This window comes from Janthinobacterium sp. SUN137 (genome assembly GCF_030587265.1).
In the GTDB taxonomy this organism is placed as follows: domain Bacteria; phylum Pseudomonadota; class Gammaproteobacteria; order Burkholderiales; family Burkholderiaceae_D; genus Janthinobacterium; species Janthinobacterium kumbetense.
Genome location: NZ_JAPWHZ010000004.1, coordinates 570933 through 585932 on the forward strand (window position 1 = coordinate 570933; position 15000 = coordinate 585932).

The 15000-nt window shown below is 65.0% G+C and carries 14 protein-coding genes; 11 read left to right on the plus strand and 3 right to left on the minus strand.

Annotation, left to right across the window (positions count from 1 at the left end):
- Positions 1–61 precede the first annotated feature (61 nt).
- The 9 genes from O3298_RS23030 to O3298_RS23070 all read left to right on the plus strand — a co-directional run bounded on the left by O3298_RS23030 (position 62) and on the right by O3298_RS23070 (position 11424).
- Entirely contained in the window at positions 62–580 is a 519-nt protein-coding gene (locus O3298_RS23030) for a sigma-70 family RNA polymerase sigma factor (protein ID WP_305060608.1), read from the plus strand.
- Positions 581–583: 3 nt separating this feature from the next.
- The gene (locus O3298_RS23035) at positions 584–1564 is read left to right on the plus strand and encodes a FecR domain-containing protein (RefSeq protein ID WP_305060609.1); all 981 of its coding nucleotides are present in this window, start codon (positions 584–586) and stop codon (positions 1562–1564) included.
- A gap of 103 nt (positions 1565–1667) precedes the next feature.
- A complete protein-coding gene (locus O3298_RS23040) occupies positions 1668–3434 on the plus strand; it encodes an ABC transporter ATP-binding protein (protein ID WP_305060610.1) in 1767 nt (588 codons plus the stop codon).
- Positions 3428–5212 carry an ABC transporter ATP-binding protein gene (locus O3298_RS23045; protein ID WP_305060611.1) on the plus strand — a complete coding sequence of 595 codons (1785 nt, stop codon included), beginning with the start codon at positions 3428–3430 and terminating at the stop codon, positions 5210–5212. Before O3298_RS23040 ends, O3298_RS23045 begins: the two co-directional genes overlap by 7 nt.
- Positions 5209–6165, plus strand: coding sequence for an ABC transporter permease (locus O3298_RS23050; RefSeq protein WP_305060612.1), 957 nt, complete (start codon positions 5209–5211; stop codon positions 6163–6165). The genes O3298_RS23045 and O3298_RS23050 overlap by 4 nt, the downstream gene beginning before the upstream one ends.
- Complete coding sequence (locus tag O3298_RS23055; protein WP_305060613.1) at positions 6162–7112, plus strand: iron chelate uptake ABC transporter family permease subunit; 951 nt, start codon at positions 6162–6164, stop codon at positions 7110–7112. Before O3298_RS23050 ends, O3298_RS23055 begins: the two co-directional genes overlap by 4 nt.
- Positions 7109–7879 carry an ABC transporter ATP-binding protein gene (locus O3298_RS23060; RefSeq protein WP_305060614.1) on the plus strand — a complete coding sequence of 257 codons (771 nt, stop codon included), beginning with the start codon at positions 7109–7111 and terminating at the stop codon, positions 7877–7879. The genes O3298_RS23055 and O3298_RS23060 overlap by 4 nt, the downstream gene beginning before the upstream one ends.
- 1 nt (position 7880) lies before the next feature.
- Positions 7881–8864, plus strand: coding sequence for a siderophore ABC transporter substrate-binding protein (locus tag O3298_RS23065; protein ID WP_305060615.1), 984 nt, complete (start codon positions 7881–7883; stop codon positions 8862–8864).
- 106 nt (positions 8865–8970) lie between these two features.
- Positions 8971–11424, plus strand: a complete 2454-nt coding sequence (locus tag O3298_RS23070) for a TonB-dependent receptor (protein WP_305060616.1) — start codon at positions 8971–8973, stop codon at positions 11422–11424.
- A 12-nt stretch (positions 11425–11436) separates the two neighbouring features.
- Here O3298_RS23070 and O3298_RS23075 read toward each other — a convergent pair whose 3' ends face one another.
- From O3298_RS23075 to O3298_RS23085, 3 genes are read right to left on the minus strand one after another with little or no spacing between them, the layout of a single operon-like run.
- Positions 11437–11757: a MipA/OmpV family protein gene (locus O3298_RS23075; RefSeq protein WP_305060617.1), complete on the minus strand. Its 321-nt coding sequence runs from the start codon at positions 11755–11757 to the stop codon at positions 11437–11439.
- Positions 11640–12272 carry a MipA/OmpV family protein gene (locus tag O3298_RS23080; RefSeq protein ID WP_305060618.1) on the minus strand — a complete coding sequence of 211 codons (633 nt, stop codon included), beginning with the start codon at positions 12270–12272 and terminating at the stop codon, positions 11640–11642. The genes O3298_RS23075 and O3298_RS23080 overlap by 118 nt, the downstream gene beginning before the upstream one ends.
- Positions 12269–12763: a hypothetical protein gene (locus O3298_RS23085; RefSeq protein ID WP_305060619.1), complete on the minus strand. Its 495-nt coding sequence runs from the start codon at positions 12761–12763 to the stop codon at positions 12269–12271. The genes O3298_RS23080 and O3298_RS23085 overlap by 4 nt, the downstream gene beginning before the upstream one ends.
- A 133-nt stretch (positions 12764–12896) precedes the next feature.
- On the opposite strand from O3298_RS23085, the gene O3298_RS23090 reads away from it, so the two are divergent.
- Together O3298_RS23090 and O3298_RS23095 are read left to right on the plus strand one after the other, a co-directional pair.
- Complete coding sequence (locus O3298_RS23090; RefSeq protein WP_099665695.1) at positions 12897–13991, plus strand: type II asparaginase; 1095 nt, start codon at positions 12897–12899, stop codon at positions 13989–13991.
- A 128-nt stretch (positions 13992–14119) separates the two neighbouring features.
- Positions 14120–14971: an MOSC domain-containing protein gene (locus O3298_RS23095; RefSeq protein WP_305053868.1), complete on the plus strand. Its 852-nt coding sequence runs from the start codon at positions 14120–14122 to the stop codon at positions 14969–14971.
- The last annotated feature ends 29 nt before the right edge of the window (positions 14972–15000 follow it).

Below are 15000 nucleotides of genomic sequence, written 5' to 3' on the forward strand. Positions count from 1 at the left end.
AATTCTCATTTATAATCCGATGCGCCTGTTCTTGCCGGCCGTTGGCGACAGGAAGGGTATCGTGAGCACCGCCGAGTTAGCGCTTCAGCAGCAAGTCAGCAGTCTGTACACCGACCACCATCACTGGCTGCGCGGCTTGCTGCGCCGTAAACTCGGCAATGCCTTCGATGCGGCCGACCTGGCGCACGATGTGTACCTGCACCTGATGAAGACGGGGCGCATGCCGCCGGCCGGGGAGTCGCGCCGTCACCTGACGCAGATCGCCAACGGCATGGTCATCGACCTGTACCGCCGCCGCCAGATCGAGGCCGCCTACCTGGAAGTGCTGGCCCTGGTGCCCGAGGCGCTGGCGCCGTCCGAGGAAGAGCGCGCGCTGGTGATCGAGGCGTTGACGGAAATCGATGCGGTGCTGCACCAACTGCCCGCCAAGGCGCGCAAGGCATTGTTGCTGTGCAAACTCGATGGCCTCAGCTATCGCGACATCGCCGCCGAATTGCAGGTGTCCGTCTCGTCCGTCGAAAAATACATCGCCGCCGGTTTGCTGGCCTGCTACCAGGCCATGCACGCGTCGGACGTCTGAGCCATGGAGGTGGTGATCGCGCCCGCCGTCGTGCAGCAGGCTGCCCAGTGGATGGCGCGCCTGTGGTCCGATGACGCCAGCGACGAAGACCGGGCTGCCTGTGCCCGCTGGTGCGCGGCCCATCCGCATCACGCCATCGCCTGGCAGCGTTTGCAAGCGTTCGAGGGCAAGCTGCACAGCGTGCCGCGCGATGCGGCCCGGCACGCGCTGCGCGAACCGGCGCCCGCCGCCTACCTGAACCGCCGTCGTGCCCTGAAGCTGCTGGCCGTGCTGCTGCCCGTGGGCGGCATGGCGTACATGCTGCGCGGCACGGATGCCTGGCAAGTGGCCACGGCCGGGCACGGCACGGCCACGGGCGAGATCCGCGAGATTACCTTGCTTGACGGCACGCGCGTGATGCTCGCTTCTGCTTCCGCCATCGACGTGCGCTTCGACGCCAGCGAACGCTTGCTGATCCTGCGCAGCGGCGAAATCATCGTCACCACGGCGCACGACCCGGACCCGGCGCAGCGGCCTTTCCGCGTGCAGGGCCGCCACGGCACAGTACAGGCGCTGGGCACGCGTTTTACCTTGCGACAAGACGAATACACGTCGCGCGTGGCCGTCTTCGAGGGCGCCGTCGAAATACGCCTCGCGCATGCGCCCGGCCAAGCCGTGCGCATCGACACGGGCTACAGCGCCATCTTCTCGGCCGACATCGTGCAATCGGCAGCACCCGTGCCGGCCAGCGCGGCGGCCTGGACGAAGGGCGTGCTGGTGGCCGACAACATGCGCCTCGATGACTTGCTGGCGGAACTGGCCCGCTATCGCCCCGGCCTGCTGCGCTGCGACCCGACCGTCGCCAGCCTGAGCGTCAACGGCGTGTTTTCCCTGCGCGACACGGACCGCGCGCTGCATAACCTGGCGCTGGCCTTGCCCGTGCAAATCCTCGCGCGCACGCGCTACTGGGTGACGGTGCAAGCCATACCCCAGGCCGCTGCCTGACAATTTTTCGGGCCCGATTGAGGGTTTTGCATTCTCGTTCGGGATATAGGGTGAGAGCCACCCATATCCATCGATCCCATGCACGTTTTTTCCCGCTTTTCCCATGCGTAGCCAAACCCGCCAGGCCGGCCCGATCAGCCGGATACTGCAGCCCATCCGCGGACGCCTGATCGCCGCCGCCGTGCTGGCCGGCACGGGGTCCATGCTCACCCTGGTGCCCTTGGCGGGCATCGCGCAGATCGCGCAAATCGCCATGGCCCCCGCGCTGGCGCCGGACGCTGTGTGGCAGATCATCGTCGCCAGCGTCGCCTGCCTGTTCCTCGGCATGGCCCTGATGTCGCTGGGAGAACTGGCCGCGCACCTGGCCGACAACCGCCTCACGCATCGATTGCGCCTGCAAGCCATGCAGCGCCTGGGACAGGTGCCGCTGGGCTGGTTCACCAGCCGGGCCTCGGGCGAGGTCAAGCAGGCGATGCAGGACGACATCAATACCCTGCACAGCCTCACGGCGCACTTCTATACGACAACGGGGCGCGCCGTGGGCGCCATCGCCATTTCCGTCGTGTATCTATTCGCCATGGACTGGCGCCTGGCCCTCATCGCCATCCTGCCGTTTCCCGGCTTCTTCCTGTTCTTCGGCCGCGCCATGAAAGCCAGCAGCGGCAACATGGAACAATTCGTCGCCGGCATGGGGCGCATCAACAATGCCGTGGTGGAATTCGTCAACGGCATTCCCGTGGTCAAGGCGTTTGGCGCCACGGGACGCGCGCACGGCAGCTACCGCACGGCCGTCGATGCGTTTGCCGAGGCGTTTGCCGCGTTTACCCGCCCGCTGGTCGGCTCGATGGCGAATGCCAACGCGCTGATCGCGCCCGTCGCCGTGCTGGGCGTGGTGGTGCTCGCCGGCACGGCCTTCGTGGCGCTGGACTGGATGGCGCCCGTCGATATCCTGCCGTTCGCCCTGGTGGCGCCCGGCATTTCCGCGCCCATGCTGCTGTTGCATTACCTGACGCATGACCTCAACAACGCCACGGGAGCGGCCCAGCGCGTGCAAGCCTTGCTCGACACGCCCGTGCTGGCGCAGCCGGCGCCGGATGAGCAGCAGTTGCCCGACGGCACGGAGATCCGCCTGGAAGGCGTCTGTTATGCCTACGATGGGCACAACAAGGTGTTGTCGGATATCACGCTGACCTTGCAGCCCGGCACGGTGACGGCCATCGTCGGCGCTTCCGGTTCCGGCAAGTCGACCCTGGCGCGGCTGCTGCTGCGCTTTTTCGACCCGACCGAGGGGCGCATCACCCTGGGCGGCGTCGACCTGCGGCACATCGCCACGCCCGAGCTGTACCGGCGCATCGGTTTCGTGCTGCAGGAAGTGCGCCTGATCCACGCCAGCGTGCGCGAGAACATCGCGCTGGGACGGCCATCGGCCAGCATGCACGAGATCGAACAGGCGGCGCGCCTGGCGAACATCCACGAACGCCTCCTGGCCTTGCCGCGCGGCTACGATTCCGTCATCGGCGAAGATGCGCAATTGTCCGGCGGCGAGTTGCAGCGCGTGAGCATCGCGCGTGCCGTGCTGCTCGACCCGTCCGTGCTGGTGCTCGATGAAGCGACGGCCGCGGCCGACGCGGAAAACGAGGTGGCGATCCAGGACGCGCTGTCGCGCTTTGCCCGGGACCGCACCCTGCTCATCATTGCGCACCGGCTCGACACGGTGATGCATGCCGACAACATCGTCGTCGTCGAGAACGGCGCCATCGTCGAACAGGGCAGCCATGCCGGCTTGCTCGCCGACAAGGGCCGCTATGCGCAACTGTGGGCGCTGGGCGGCTATCAGGATTTCCAGGAAGACACGGTGCTGCCATGCTGAAAACGTTTATTCAACTGCTGGGCGATGACGCGCCCGTGTTCCGCCGCTACTGTGCCATGGCGCTCGCGTATGGCGTGCTCAGCGGGCTGACCATCACGGCGCTGGTGCTGGCCCTGGGCCGCCTGCTGGGTGGCGACGTGGGCGGCGCGGCCCTGTGGCTGCTGGTGCTGCTGGCCGGGCTGGTCGCCTGCTGGGCCTGGCGGCGCCAGGTGGAAAAGGCCGGCGTGCGCGTGGGCGTGACGGTGCTGCAAGGGGCGCGCCAGCGCCTGGGCGACCACGTCGCGCGCCTGCCCGTGGGCTGGTTCACGCCGGACAACACGGCAAAACTGGGCCACGTCATCACGCAAGGCATGATGAATGTGGCCCAGCTGCCCGCCCACGTGTTGACGCCCGTCATCTGCGGCGCCGTCACGCCCGTCGTGATGCTCATCGCGCTGTTCGCGCTGCACTGGCAGCTGGGTCTCATCGCGCTGCTGGCGTTGCCGCTGCTGGCCGGCGCCTTGCGGCTCACCGCGTACCTGGGCCAGCGTGCCGACGATGCCTATCACCACCATTTTGCCCAGACCAGCCAGCGCCTCGTTGAGTTTGCGCAAGCGCAATCCGTCTTGCGCGCATTCAATGGCAACGGGGATGGCGGCGGCACGCGTTTCCTGCAGCAAGCGATCGACGCGCAGCGCCACGCGGGCACGCGGCTCATTTACCTGTCGGCACTGTCGTCGGTGCTCAACGCCTGGACCGTGCAAGCCATCTTCGCCGCCTTGCTGGCCGCCGCCGCGCTGTGGCTAGACAGCCTGGCGGGCGGTGCTGCCGGCGCGGGCGACGCCATCGCCGTCATCGTGGCCTTGCTGCTGGTGGTGCGCTTTGTCGACCCGCTGCAGGAAGTGGCCAGCTATGGCGAGGTGTTGCGCGGCGCGCGCGGCCCGCTCGACGCGGCGCGCGATATTTTCGCCGTGCAGCCGCTGCCGGAAGCAGACAAGCCGCAAGCGCCGCGCGACGGCGCCGTCGAATTGCGCGGCGTGGCTTTCCGCTATGCACAGGATCAGGCCGACGTCTTGACTGATATCAACCTGCGCATTGCGCCGGGCAGCATGACGGCGCTGATCGGCGCGTCCGGCTCCGGCAAGACGACCTTGGTACGCCTGATCGCGCGTTTCTTTGACGCCAGCGCAGGCGCGGTGCTGGTGGGCGGCGTCGATGTGCGCGATATGTCCAGCGAGCAATTGGCTGGCCAGATCAGCCAGATATTCCAGGACAGCTATCTGTTCCAGGGCAGCATCGGCGACAACATTCGCATCGGCAAGCCTGGCGCCACCGATGCCGAGGTGCGGGAAGCGGCGCGCCAGGCGGGCGTGGCCGAGATCATCGCCCGCCTGCCGCAGGGACTCGATACCCTGGTCGGCGAGGGCGGCGCGCGCCTGTCCGGCGGCGAACGCCAGCGCATCGCGATTGCCCGCGCCCTGGTCAAGGATGCGCCGATTTTGCTGGTCGATGAGGCGACGGCCGCGCTCGACGCGGAAAACCAGGCGGCCATCGCCGAAGCGCTGGCGCGGCTGCGCGGCAAGCGCACGGTGATCGTCATCGCCCACCAGTTGTCGACGGTGGCCATGGCCGACCAGATCGTCGTGCTGGACGGTGGCGTGATCCGCGAGCAAGGCGCGCCAGCCACCTTGCGCGCGCAGCACGGCCTGTACGCGCACTTCCTGGCCCAGCGCCAGGCGGCCAAGGGCTGGCGCATCGCCGCGCCCGCCCGCCAGGCAGGCACGGAGTCCCGCATTTGACACGCGCGCGTCTGTTTTTCGCCTTCTTCCTGCTGTGCTGCGCGTCCTTGCTGGTCGGTGCGCGGCAGATGGAGTGGGCACAGTTGTTGTCCTCGTCCGACGCGCTGTCCGCCGACGCTTGGCTGACCCTGACGGCCAGCCGGCTGCCCCGCCTGGCGGCATTGGTGCTGACGGGCGCGGGCCTGTCCGTGTGCGGCGTCATCCTGCAGCACATCGTGCGCAACAAATTTGTTGAACCGGCCACCTCGGGCGGTCTCGACGCGGCCAAGCTGGGCATCCTCGTGGCGCTCACCGTGGCGCCCGCGGCGGGCACGGCCGGCAAGATGGCGCTCGCGCTGGCCTTCTGCTTTGCGGCCAGCCTCGTGTATGTGGCGTTGATTCGCCGCATCCGCTTCAAGAATACGATACTCGTCCCCGTCATCGGCCTCGTGTATGGCGGCGTGCTCAGCGCCGTGGCCGAGTTTTATGCTTACCGCAACAACATCCTGCAAAGCATGCAGGGCTGGCTGCTGGGCGATTTCTCGAAGATCGTGCAGGGCAACTATGAAATCATTTATCTGATCCTGCCCATCGTTGCCCTGACGTATCTGTATGCGCAGCGCTTTACGGTGCTGGGCATGGGCGAGGGCATGGCCACCAGCCTGGGCTTGAACTATGGGGGCACGGTGGCGCTGGGCCTGATGCTGGTGGCCGTCACGGTGGCGGCCACGGTGATCACGGTGGGGGCGATCCCGTTTGTCGGGCTGGCCATTCCCAACCTGGTGGCCTTGCGCTACGGCGACAAGCTGGACCGCACCCTGCCCATTGTCGCGCTGGGCGGCGCGTCGCTGCTGCTGGCCTGCGACATTGCGGGGCGCTTGCTGATCTATCCATTCGAAGTGCCCATCGGCCTGACGGCAGGGGGCGTGGGGGGCGTGCTGTTCCTCATGTTGATCATCCGGGGGCGGCGATGAGGCGCCGTTTGAACCAGCGCATGCTCTGGCTGGCCGTGTTGGCCCTGGCGCTCGCTTTCCTCTTCATCGGCGCAAATCTGGATTTCGATTACGTCATTCCCAAGCGCATGTCGCGCCTGGCCGCCATCGTCATCGGCGGCGTTTGCGTGGCCGTGTCTTCGATTGTGTTCCAGACCATCGCCGGCAACCGCATCCTGACGCCGGCCGTCATGGGTTACGAAGCCGTGTATTTGCTGCTGCAATCGCTGCTGATCCTCGCGATGGGCATGCACAGCGTCGTGCTGCTGGGGCAGAACGGCAATTTTGTCGTGTCGATCGCGCTGATGCTTGCGTATTCCTGGGCCATCCACTATTGGCTGTTTCGTGATGGAAAGAACAACGTGTATTTCCTGTTGCTGCTGGGATTCGTGCTGACGATGGTGATAGGCACATTTACCCAGTTCATCCAGTTGCGCATCAGTCCCGGTGAATTTGCCATCTTGCAAGGATTCAGCCAGGCCTCGTTCAACAAGGCGCAGCCCGTGCAGTTGTTGTACTCGGCCGTGCTGGCGGGCGCCGCCTGCGTGGCGGTGTTGAAAACCTTGCCGGCGCTCGACGTGCTGGCGCTGGGGCGCGAGCAGGCCATCTCGCTCGGTATCGATTACCGGCGCATGGTGCGGCTGCAGCTGGCGCTGATCGCCGTGCTGGTGGCGGTGTCGACGAGCTTGCTGGGACCGACGGCCTTCATGGGCATCTTTGTAGCGAACACCACTTACGCCCTGGCCCGCACGGCGCGCCACCGCGTCACCTTGCCGCTGGGCTGCGCCATCGCCATCGCCATCTTCCTGGCCGCCCAGTTGCTGGTCGAACACGTTTTCAATTACCGGACCACGGTTGGCATCCTCGTCAACCTGGTGTGTGGCGCCTACTTCCTCGCGCTCATGGTCCGCACCCGAGGTACAGCATGATCCACGTCAAACAGATTGAAAAAAGCTACGGCGAAAAGCGCGTGCTGGCCAAGGTCAGCGCGCAGTTTCCCAGGGGAAAAGTGACGTCCTTGATCGGCCCGAACGGCGCCGGCAAGACGACCTTGCTGATGCTCATCGCGCGCCTGCAGGAAGCGCATGGCGGCGAGATTACGATAGACGGGCGCAGCATTGCAGCCATCCAGATCCGGGACTATGCGCGACTCGTGGCCACCCTGCGCCAGTCGCCTGATTTTCACTTGCGCCTGACGGTGGAAGAGCTGGTCGCCTTCGGCCGCTTTCCCTACAGCCGAGGCGCGTTGACCGAACAGGACCGGCAAGCCATCGATGACGCTATCGCCTTCCTGTCGCTGGAGCATCTGCGCCTGGCGTATGTCGATGAGCTGAGCGGCGGCCAGCGGCAGATGGCCTTCCTGGCCATGACGATCGCCCAGCAGACCGATATTCTGCTGCTCGACGAGCCGCTCAACAACCTCGACATGAAGCATGCCGTGCAAATCATGCGCGCGCTGCGGCGCCTGTGCGACGAGCAGGGCCGCACGGTGATCCTGGTGATCCACGACATCAATTTCGCCGCCAACTATTCGGACCACATCGTCGCCATGCAGGGCGGCGGCGTGCGCTTTTCCGGCCCCTCGCACGAGGTCGTGACGGAAGAGCGCTTGCGCGCGCTGTACGACATCGATTTTCACATCGTGCGCAACGAGCGCGGCTGCGTCTGCAATTACTTTACCCCCACAGGAGCTTGAGATGATCTGGAACAAATCCCGCTGCGCGCTGGCCGTGCTGCTCGCCGCCATGGCCGCCCTGCAAGGCTGCACCGACAAGGCAGCCACGACGCCGCCATCGCCTGCCGCCTCCGCGCCACCGCAGGCGTTTGCGCCCATCACCATCGAGCACAAGCTGGGCACGACGGTGCTCAAGCAGCGTCCCCAGAGGGTAGCCGTGCTCGACATGAACGAAGTCGATTTCCTCGACCAGCTGGGCGTGCCCGTGGCCGGCATGGTGAAGGATTACGTGCCGCATTTCCTCACCCGCTACAAGGAAGACCAGGGCATCCGCGACCTGGGCGCCATCGTGCAGCCGAATCTCGAGCATATCCACGCGCTCCAGCCCGATTTGATACTGATGACGTCGATCCAGGCCAACCATTACAAGGAACTGAGCCAGATCGCGCCCACCTTGCATTTCGACGTGGATTACCAGAACAGTGAGAGCAAGCACATCGAGGTGGTCAAGCAACACTTGCTGACACTGGGACGCATCTTTGGCAAGGAAGACATTGCCAACCGGAAAGCCGCGGAGCTCGACGCGAAGGTGGCGGATGCGCGCAAGGTGACGCAGGAGCGTCCCGAGAAGGCGCTCATCGTGCTGCATAACAACGGCGCCTTCAGTTCCTTTGGCGTGCGGTCGCGCTACGGTTTTGTTTTCGATGCGCTGGGCGTGAAGCCTGCCAGCTCGGCCATCGAGGCGGGCTTGCATGGCCAGCCCATTTCCAGCGAATTCATCCAGCAAGCCAATCCCGACATCATCTATGTGGTGGACCGCACGGCCGTGATGGAACACCGTCCCGTCATGACGGCCGAACAGATGGCCAATCCGCTGTTGCGCCAGACCAATGCGTGGAAAAATGGCCGCGTGGTTTTCGTCGATGCGGACGCCTGGTACATCACGGCGGCCAGCGTGACGTCGCTGAAACGGGTGATCGACGACGTGCTCAAGGGTTATCAGTGAGATAAATTATTTTCGTAATGAGTCGTATTTGCATTGAGGGTTTTGCCTTTTCGTTCGGGAGATAGGGTGAGAACAAGCAATCATCCCTTCTGAAAGGATTTACTTTATGACCCAACGCATGGCAACGCGCCATCTTCCCGCCTTGAACCTGAGCCGTATCGCCACCGCCGTGCAACTGGCGCTCATCACGGGCTTGACCGTGGGGGCGCTGGGCGTGGCGGCCCCGCCAGCGTACGCGCAAGCGGGGGCGGGCCAGGCCCGGCAAGCGTTCAGCGTGCCGGCCGGTACGCTGGGCCTGGCGCTCAACACTTTCGCGGCCGAGGCGGGCGTCGAATTGACGGTCGAGGCTAGCTTGCTGCAAGGCAAGAACAGCGCCGGCCTGTCCGGCAGCTACAGCGTGCCCGAAGGCTTTTACGAATTGCTGCGCGGCCATGGCTTGCAAGCCGTGCGCGAGGGCAATGGCAGCTACACGGTGCGCCGCGAACCGGCGCACAGCGCCGCCGCCGAAGCCGCCGCCACTATGCCGGCCGTGACGGTGTGGGGCAAGGGCAACAGCGTGACGGATGCCTATGCAGGCGGACAAGTGGCGTCCGGCGGCCGCGTGGGATTTCTTGGCGACAAGGATTTCATGGAAACGCCGTTCAACACCATCAGCTATACGGATAAATTCATCGAAGACCGGCAGGCGCGCGACATCACCGACGTGATTTCCGCCGCCGACCCTACCGTCTTCAGCAGCGGCATGACGGGCATCATCGGCGAGAATTATTCGATACGGGGCTTCAGCTCGAATATCGGCGACGTCGCGTTTGGCGGACTGTACGGCATCTCTCCCTATTACCGCACGTCGCCTGAAATGTTCGAGCGTATCGAGGTGCTGAAGGGGCCATCGGCCTTGCTCAACGGCATGCCACCGGGCGGTTCCGTGGGCGGCAGCATCAACCTCGTGCCCAAGCGCGCGGGCGATGCGCCGCTGGCGCGCGTGACGGCGTCGTACATGTCGGACTCGCAATGGGGAGGGCATATTGATCTGGGTCAACGTTTTGGCGAGAATCAGCAATTCGGCATCCGGGTCAACGGCGTCTACCGCGACGGCGACGGCGCCATCGACCACCAGAAAAAGAAGACCCGGCTCGTCTCGCTTGGCCTGGACTGGCGTGGCAATGGCGCGCGCCTGTCCGCCGACCTGTATCACAGCGAGGACCGCGCCGATGGCTTGAACCGGGGCGTCAACCTGGCCCCCGGCTTGCCCGTGCCGCGTCCGCCGAAAGCGGAAACTCTGCTCAATCCCAGCTGGGCGTTTTACGACACCAAGGACAAGGGCGCCATGCTGCGCGGCGAACTGGACTTGAACGCGCAAGTGATGGCGTACGCGGCCGTGGGCGCCAGCCGGGCCGATTACCAGTCGACGGGCGCTTACCTGATCCAGGTATTCAACACGGCCGGCGATTACCGTACCAACGTCGCCGACCTGGGCTTCGACGTGGAAAAACAGTCGGCCGAAGCGGGTTTGCGGGGCAAGTTGCGCACGGGCGACATCGGCCATCAATGGGCCGTCAACGCCACGTATTATCACCACACGGACAAGCAGTACGGCCGCAGGAATACCCTGGCGAAAGACTGGATCACGAACATCTACCATCCCGTCTGGGGCCCGGCGACGCGCTTCGACGCGCCGCAAATTTCCAAGGCGGAACTGCGCCTGGCCAGCTTTGGCCTGGTCGATACACTTTCCTTTGCGCAAGACACCGTGCAGCTGACGGTGGGCTTGCGCCGCCAGGAAGTGCTCAGCGATAACTTCAACATCAAGACGGGCGCGCGCACCTCGCGCTATGACGAAAGCGCCACCACGCCCGCCGTCGCCCTGCTGGTCAAGGCCAGCAAAACGGTCTCTCTGTACGGCAACTACATCGAAGGCTTGAGCCAGGGTGCCACGGCGCCGTTGACGGCCGCCAACTCGGGCGAGGTCTTTGCGCCGTACAAATCGAAGCAGGCGGAGCTTGGCGTCAAGGTCGACCTGGGCGAGTTCGCGCATACGGTCAGCGTGTATGAAATCAAGCGGCCCAGCAGCTATGTCGATCCCGTCAGCAATATCTTTTCCTTTGGCGGAGAACAACGCAACCGCGGCATCGACTGGGGCTTCTTCGGCTCGCCCCTGCGCGACGTGCGCCTGATGGGCGGCGTGGCGTATGTCGACCCGGTCTTGAGCAAGACCATGGGCGGCGCCAACCAGGGCAAGCAGGCGACGGGCGTGCCCAAGCTGCAAGCCAAGCTGGGCGTCGAGTGGGATACGCCCGCCATCCCTGGCGTGACCCTGACGGCGAACGCGACGGCGGCATCGAAGCAATACATCAATGCCGACAATTCGATGTCCGTGCCGGGCCGCACCGTGTTTGACCTGGGCGCCCGCTATGCGACGAAGGCGGCGGGTCGGCCCCTGACCGTGCGCGCCAGCGTGACGAACGTCGGCAACAGGGCGTACTGGGCGTTGCCGCAATGGACCAGCCTGGGCCTGGGCGCGCCGCGCACGGTCATGTTGTCGGCCACGACGGAGTTTTAAACCGTCTTGTTATTACTCGTCCGGGCCCCGCGCCAGGCTGCTTGAACGTTGCCACGTCCACATCAGGCCGATGCCGGCCGAGGTGCCGCTGTTCTGGCGCAGCAGGGGACTGGCGCGGTTGGCGGCGCCTGTGTAAGTGTCGTAGCGTACAAAGGCAAAGGCGCGCCAGTCCCGCTGCAGCCGGTAGGAACCGCCCAGGCCCAGCCGCGTGAGCATCAGCCCGCTTTTTGCCGCATACGCGGGGCGCTGGCCGGTGGCAAACGCGGGACTGACGCCATACAAGTAATCGTTGATGGCGGCATTGCCCAGCACGGCGCCCAGGCTGGCATCCACATGCCAGGCCTGCTGCCGTCTTGCAGCGCGAAGACGAGGCGCGGCTCGAAGGTGGTGCCTTGGCGGCGCAGGCCGCCGCGCGCTTCGATGACGGCGCGCAAGGGCAGCTCCAGCCCCAGGCGGCTGTGCTGCGTCGGCTCGGCCAGCCTGATTTTCAGGCGCGGGCCAAATTCCACCAGGGTACCCAGGTCCGGCATGCCGCGCCGGGCCGGCACGTCGCTGGACCTGGCCGGCAAGGACAGGGCGAAGCCTACGTCGAAGGCCAAGCGGTCCGTATCGAGCAGGCGCGCGCCCACGCCGGAGCGGTCGGCACGCAGCACTTTCCCGCGATAAATCAGATAGGGCAGGGCCAGGCTGCGCGTCGAGCGTTCGCTGGCGCCCGGATAGGCGGGCGTGACGGCCGTGCCGCCAAACACGCCCGCTTCCCATAAGGGCAGCGGTGCTTCGACGGCGCGCGCCGGCGCCATGGCGGCGCAGAGGGTGGAGGCGGCCAGCAAGGTGCGTGCGATATTCATCGAGCAACTCCGCAAGGTTTGCCCAAAGGCAGCGATTCCAGGTCGGCAAAGGCGCCCAGTGCCCACGATTGATGAAACCCCAGTTCATTGCGCACGGCCAAGGCTTCCGTCGCCTTGCCCTGGCGTTCATACAGGTCGATCAGCGCCTTGTAGCCGAGGGCGCTCGATTGTTTGCTGCTTTTCGCCAGCGCGATGGCCTGGCGGAAATGAAATTCGGCCGCATCGTAGCGGCAGGCCCCGCTGGCGGCGCGTCCCGCCTGGTGGTGCAGCCGTGCCTGCCAAGCGAGATCGCCGTGTCCCAGTTCGACATTCCCGACGGCGTCCGCGTAGTTGCGCATGGCTTGTGTCCAGTCGCCCTGGCTGGCCGCTTCTCGCCCCCATTGCTCCTGTTGCGCCGCCGTGCGCAGTTCGATTTGCGTGGCGCAGGCATTGAGCGCCATCAAGACGAGCGGCAGGAGGAGGCAAGACCGGATGGGCGGCAGTGTGGACATGGCGCCACTGTAGCGCAAGGGAAGGCGCGCACGTTTGCGCGATACGCATGAATTCGGGATTTGCCCCGGCATGGATGACATATAATTTGCACACGACTTTGTTATTTTTGACAGTACACCTCACGGGAGCACCATGTTTTCACGCAAATTCCATTCTTGTGCACAGCTGATGCTGGCTACCATGCTGATGGGCTTTATCGCCGCTTCCCCCGCGCGCGCGCAGCAGGCGGCCGTCAAATTGCCGAATGTGGTGATTCTGGCCACGGGCGGCACCATCGCCGGCAGCGGCGCCGACAGCACCACCACCGTCGGCTACACCTCGGCCACCGTGGGTGTCGAGCGCCTGATCGCGGCCGTGCCGGAATTGAAAAAAGTGGCGAACGTGAAGGGCGAGCAAGTTTTCCAGATCGCCAGCGAAAGCATGGGCAATAGCCACTGGCTGGCCCTGGCCAAGCGCATCAACGTGCTGCTGGCCTCGAGCGATGTCGATGGCGTGGTCGTCACGCACGGCACCGACACCATCGAGGAAACGGCGTATTTCCTGAACCTGACCGTGAAGAGCCATAAACCGGTGGTGGTGGTGGGCGCCATGCGTCCGTCGACGGCCATCTCGGCTGACGGCCCCATCAACCTGTACAACGCCGTGATGCTGGCGGGCAGCAAGGAAGCCGTGGGCAAGGGCGTCTTGGTGGCCTTGAACGATCAGATCAACGCCGCGCGCGAAGTGACCAAAACCAACACCTCGACCACCGACACCTTCAAGTCGCCGGAACTGGGCATGCTCGGCTACATCCAGGGCAGCAAGGCTTTCTTCTACCGCCAGTCGACGCGCAAGCACACGCTGGAGTCGGAATTTGACATCAGCAAGCTCGATGCCTTGCCGCAAGTGGACATCGTCTACGGCTACGCCAACATGAACCGCGTCGGCATGGACGCCTTCATCGCCGCCGGCGCCAAGGGCATCATCCACGCGGGCGTGGGCGATGGCAGCGTGGCCGCGCAAATGAAGCCGGCCCTGGTGGAAGCGCGCCAGAAGGGCGTGCTGATCGTGCGTTCGAGCCGCGTTGGCCAGGGCATCGTGGCGCGCAATGGCGAAGCCAACGACGATGAACTCGACAGTGTCGTATCCGATACCCTGAACCCGCAAAAAGCCCGCATCCTGCTGATGCTGGCCTTGACCAAAACCAATAGTACGCAAGAAATCCAGCGTATTTTCTACACGTATTGATCGCCGTCACGCCGGCCCGGCCACTGCGGCTGGGCTTGGCGGATTTACGCTTGCCCGCTTTGCTGCCATACTTCGTTTTTGAATAACTTCCTGGCTGAAGCAGCAACACTGTTCCTTCTCCCCTGTCCATGGCTATCCTGTCCGACATCATCCTGTATCCGATCAAATCGTGCGCCGGCATCCATTTGCGCGAGGCGGTCCTGACGCGCTCAGGGCTGATGAGCGAACACGTGTTCGACCGCGAATGGATGGTGGTGGACGAGCACGGCCGTTTCCTGACGCAGCGCGAACATCCGCGCATGGCGCTGATCGTGCCGTCCATCAAGGCCACCACCCTGGAATTGCGCGCTCCGGGCATGTTGCGGCTGGAAATCGAGCTGGGCTTGCCGCATCCGCAGCTGGCGCCCATGCTGGACGTGCAAGTGTGGGACGATACCGTGCGCGCCTACGATTGCGACGACGTCACGGCCACCTGGTTTTCCAACGCCGTCGGCGTGCCGTGCCGCCTCGTGCGCTTTCACCCGGACGTGGTGCGCGCCACCAGCACCAAGTGGACGGACGGCGTGGCCGCCTCGACCATGTTTGCCGATGGCTACCCGGTGCTGATCGCCGGCAGCGCCTCGCTAGCCGACGTCAATGACAAGCTGCGCGCCGCCGGCCGCGAGGCCTTGCCGATGAACCGCTTCCGTCCCAACCTCGTCATCGGCGATATCGGCGCCTTCGAGGAAGACTACGCCGACTTCCTGCAATTCGGCGCGACCGTGTTAAAACCCGTCAAGCCGTGCTCGCGCTGCCCGATTCCGTCGGTGGACCAGGCCACGGGCGTGCCCGGACCGGACCCGCTCGACGTCATGCATGGCTACCGCGCCAAGCCCGAGCTTGACGGCGCCATCTGCTTCGGCATGAACGCCATCGTCACCGAAGGCGGCGATGAGCGTATCGTAGTGGGGCAGGACATCGGTTTCGAACTGGCATTTTAAGCATGGCGCCCGCACAGAAGGGTTTAAGG

What these genes read in the sequence shown, in the direction of transcription:
- O3298_RS23035 (WP_305060609.1), top strand. Translation starts at nt 584, where the DNA reads ATGGAGGTGGTGATCGCGCCCGCCGTCGTGCAGCAGGCTGCCCAGTGG.
- O3298_RS23040 (WP_305060610.1), top strand. Translation starts at nt 1,668, where the DNA reads ATGCGTAGCCAAACCCGCCAGGCCGGCCCGATCAGCCGGATACTGCAG.
- O3298_RS23045 (WP_305060611.1), top strand. Translation starts at nt 3,428, where the DNA reads ATGCTGAAAACGTTTATTCAACTGCTGGGCGATGACGCGCCCGTGTTC.
- O3298_RS23055 (WP_305060613.1), top strand. Translation starts at nt 6,162, where the DNA reads ATGAGGCGCCGTTTGAACCAGCGCATGCTCTGGCTGGCCGTGTTGGCC.
- O3298_RS23060 (WP_305060614.1), top strand. Translation starts at nt 7,109, where the DNA reads ATGATCCACGTCAAACAGATTGAAAAAAGCTACGGCGAAAAGCGCGTG.
- O3298_RS23065 (WP_305060615.1), top strand. Translation starts at nt 7,881, where the DNA reads ATGATCTGGAACAAATCCCGCTGCGCGCTGGCCGTGCTGCTCGCCGCC.
- O3298_RS23070 (WP_305060616.1), top strand. Translation starts at nt 8,971, where the DNA reads ATGACCCAACGCATGGCAACGCGCCATCTTCCCGCCTTGAACCTGAGC.
- O3298_RS23080 (WP_305060618.1), bottom strand. Translation starts at nt 12,272, where the DNA reads ATGAATATCGCACGCACCTTGCTGGCCGCCTCCACCCTCTGCGCCGCC.
- O3298_RS23085 (WP_305060619.1), bottom strand. Translation starts at nt 12,763, where the DNA reads ATGTCCACACTGCCGCCCATCCGGTCTTGCCTCCTCCTGCCGCTCGTC.
- O3298_RS23090 (WP_099665695.1), top strand. Translation starts at nt 12,897, where the DNA reads ATGTTTTCACGCAAATTCCATTCTTGTGCACAGCTGATGCTGGCTACC.
- O3298_RS23095 (WP_305053868.1), top strand. Translation starts at nt 14,120, where the DNA reads ATGGCTATCCTGTCCGACATCATCCTGTATCCGATCAAATCGTGCGCC.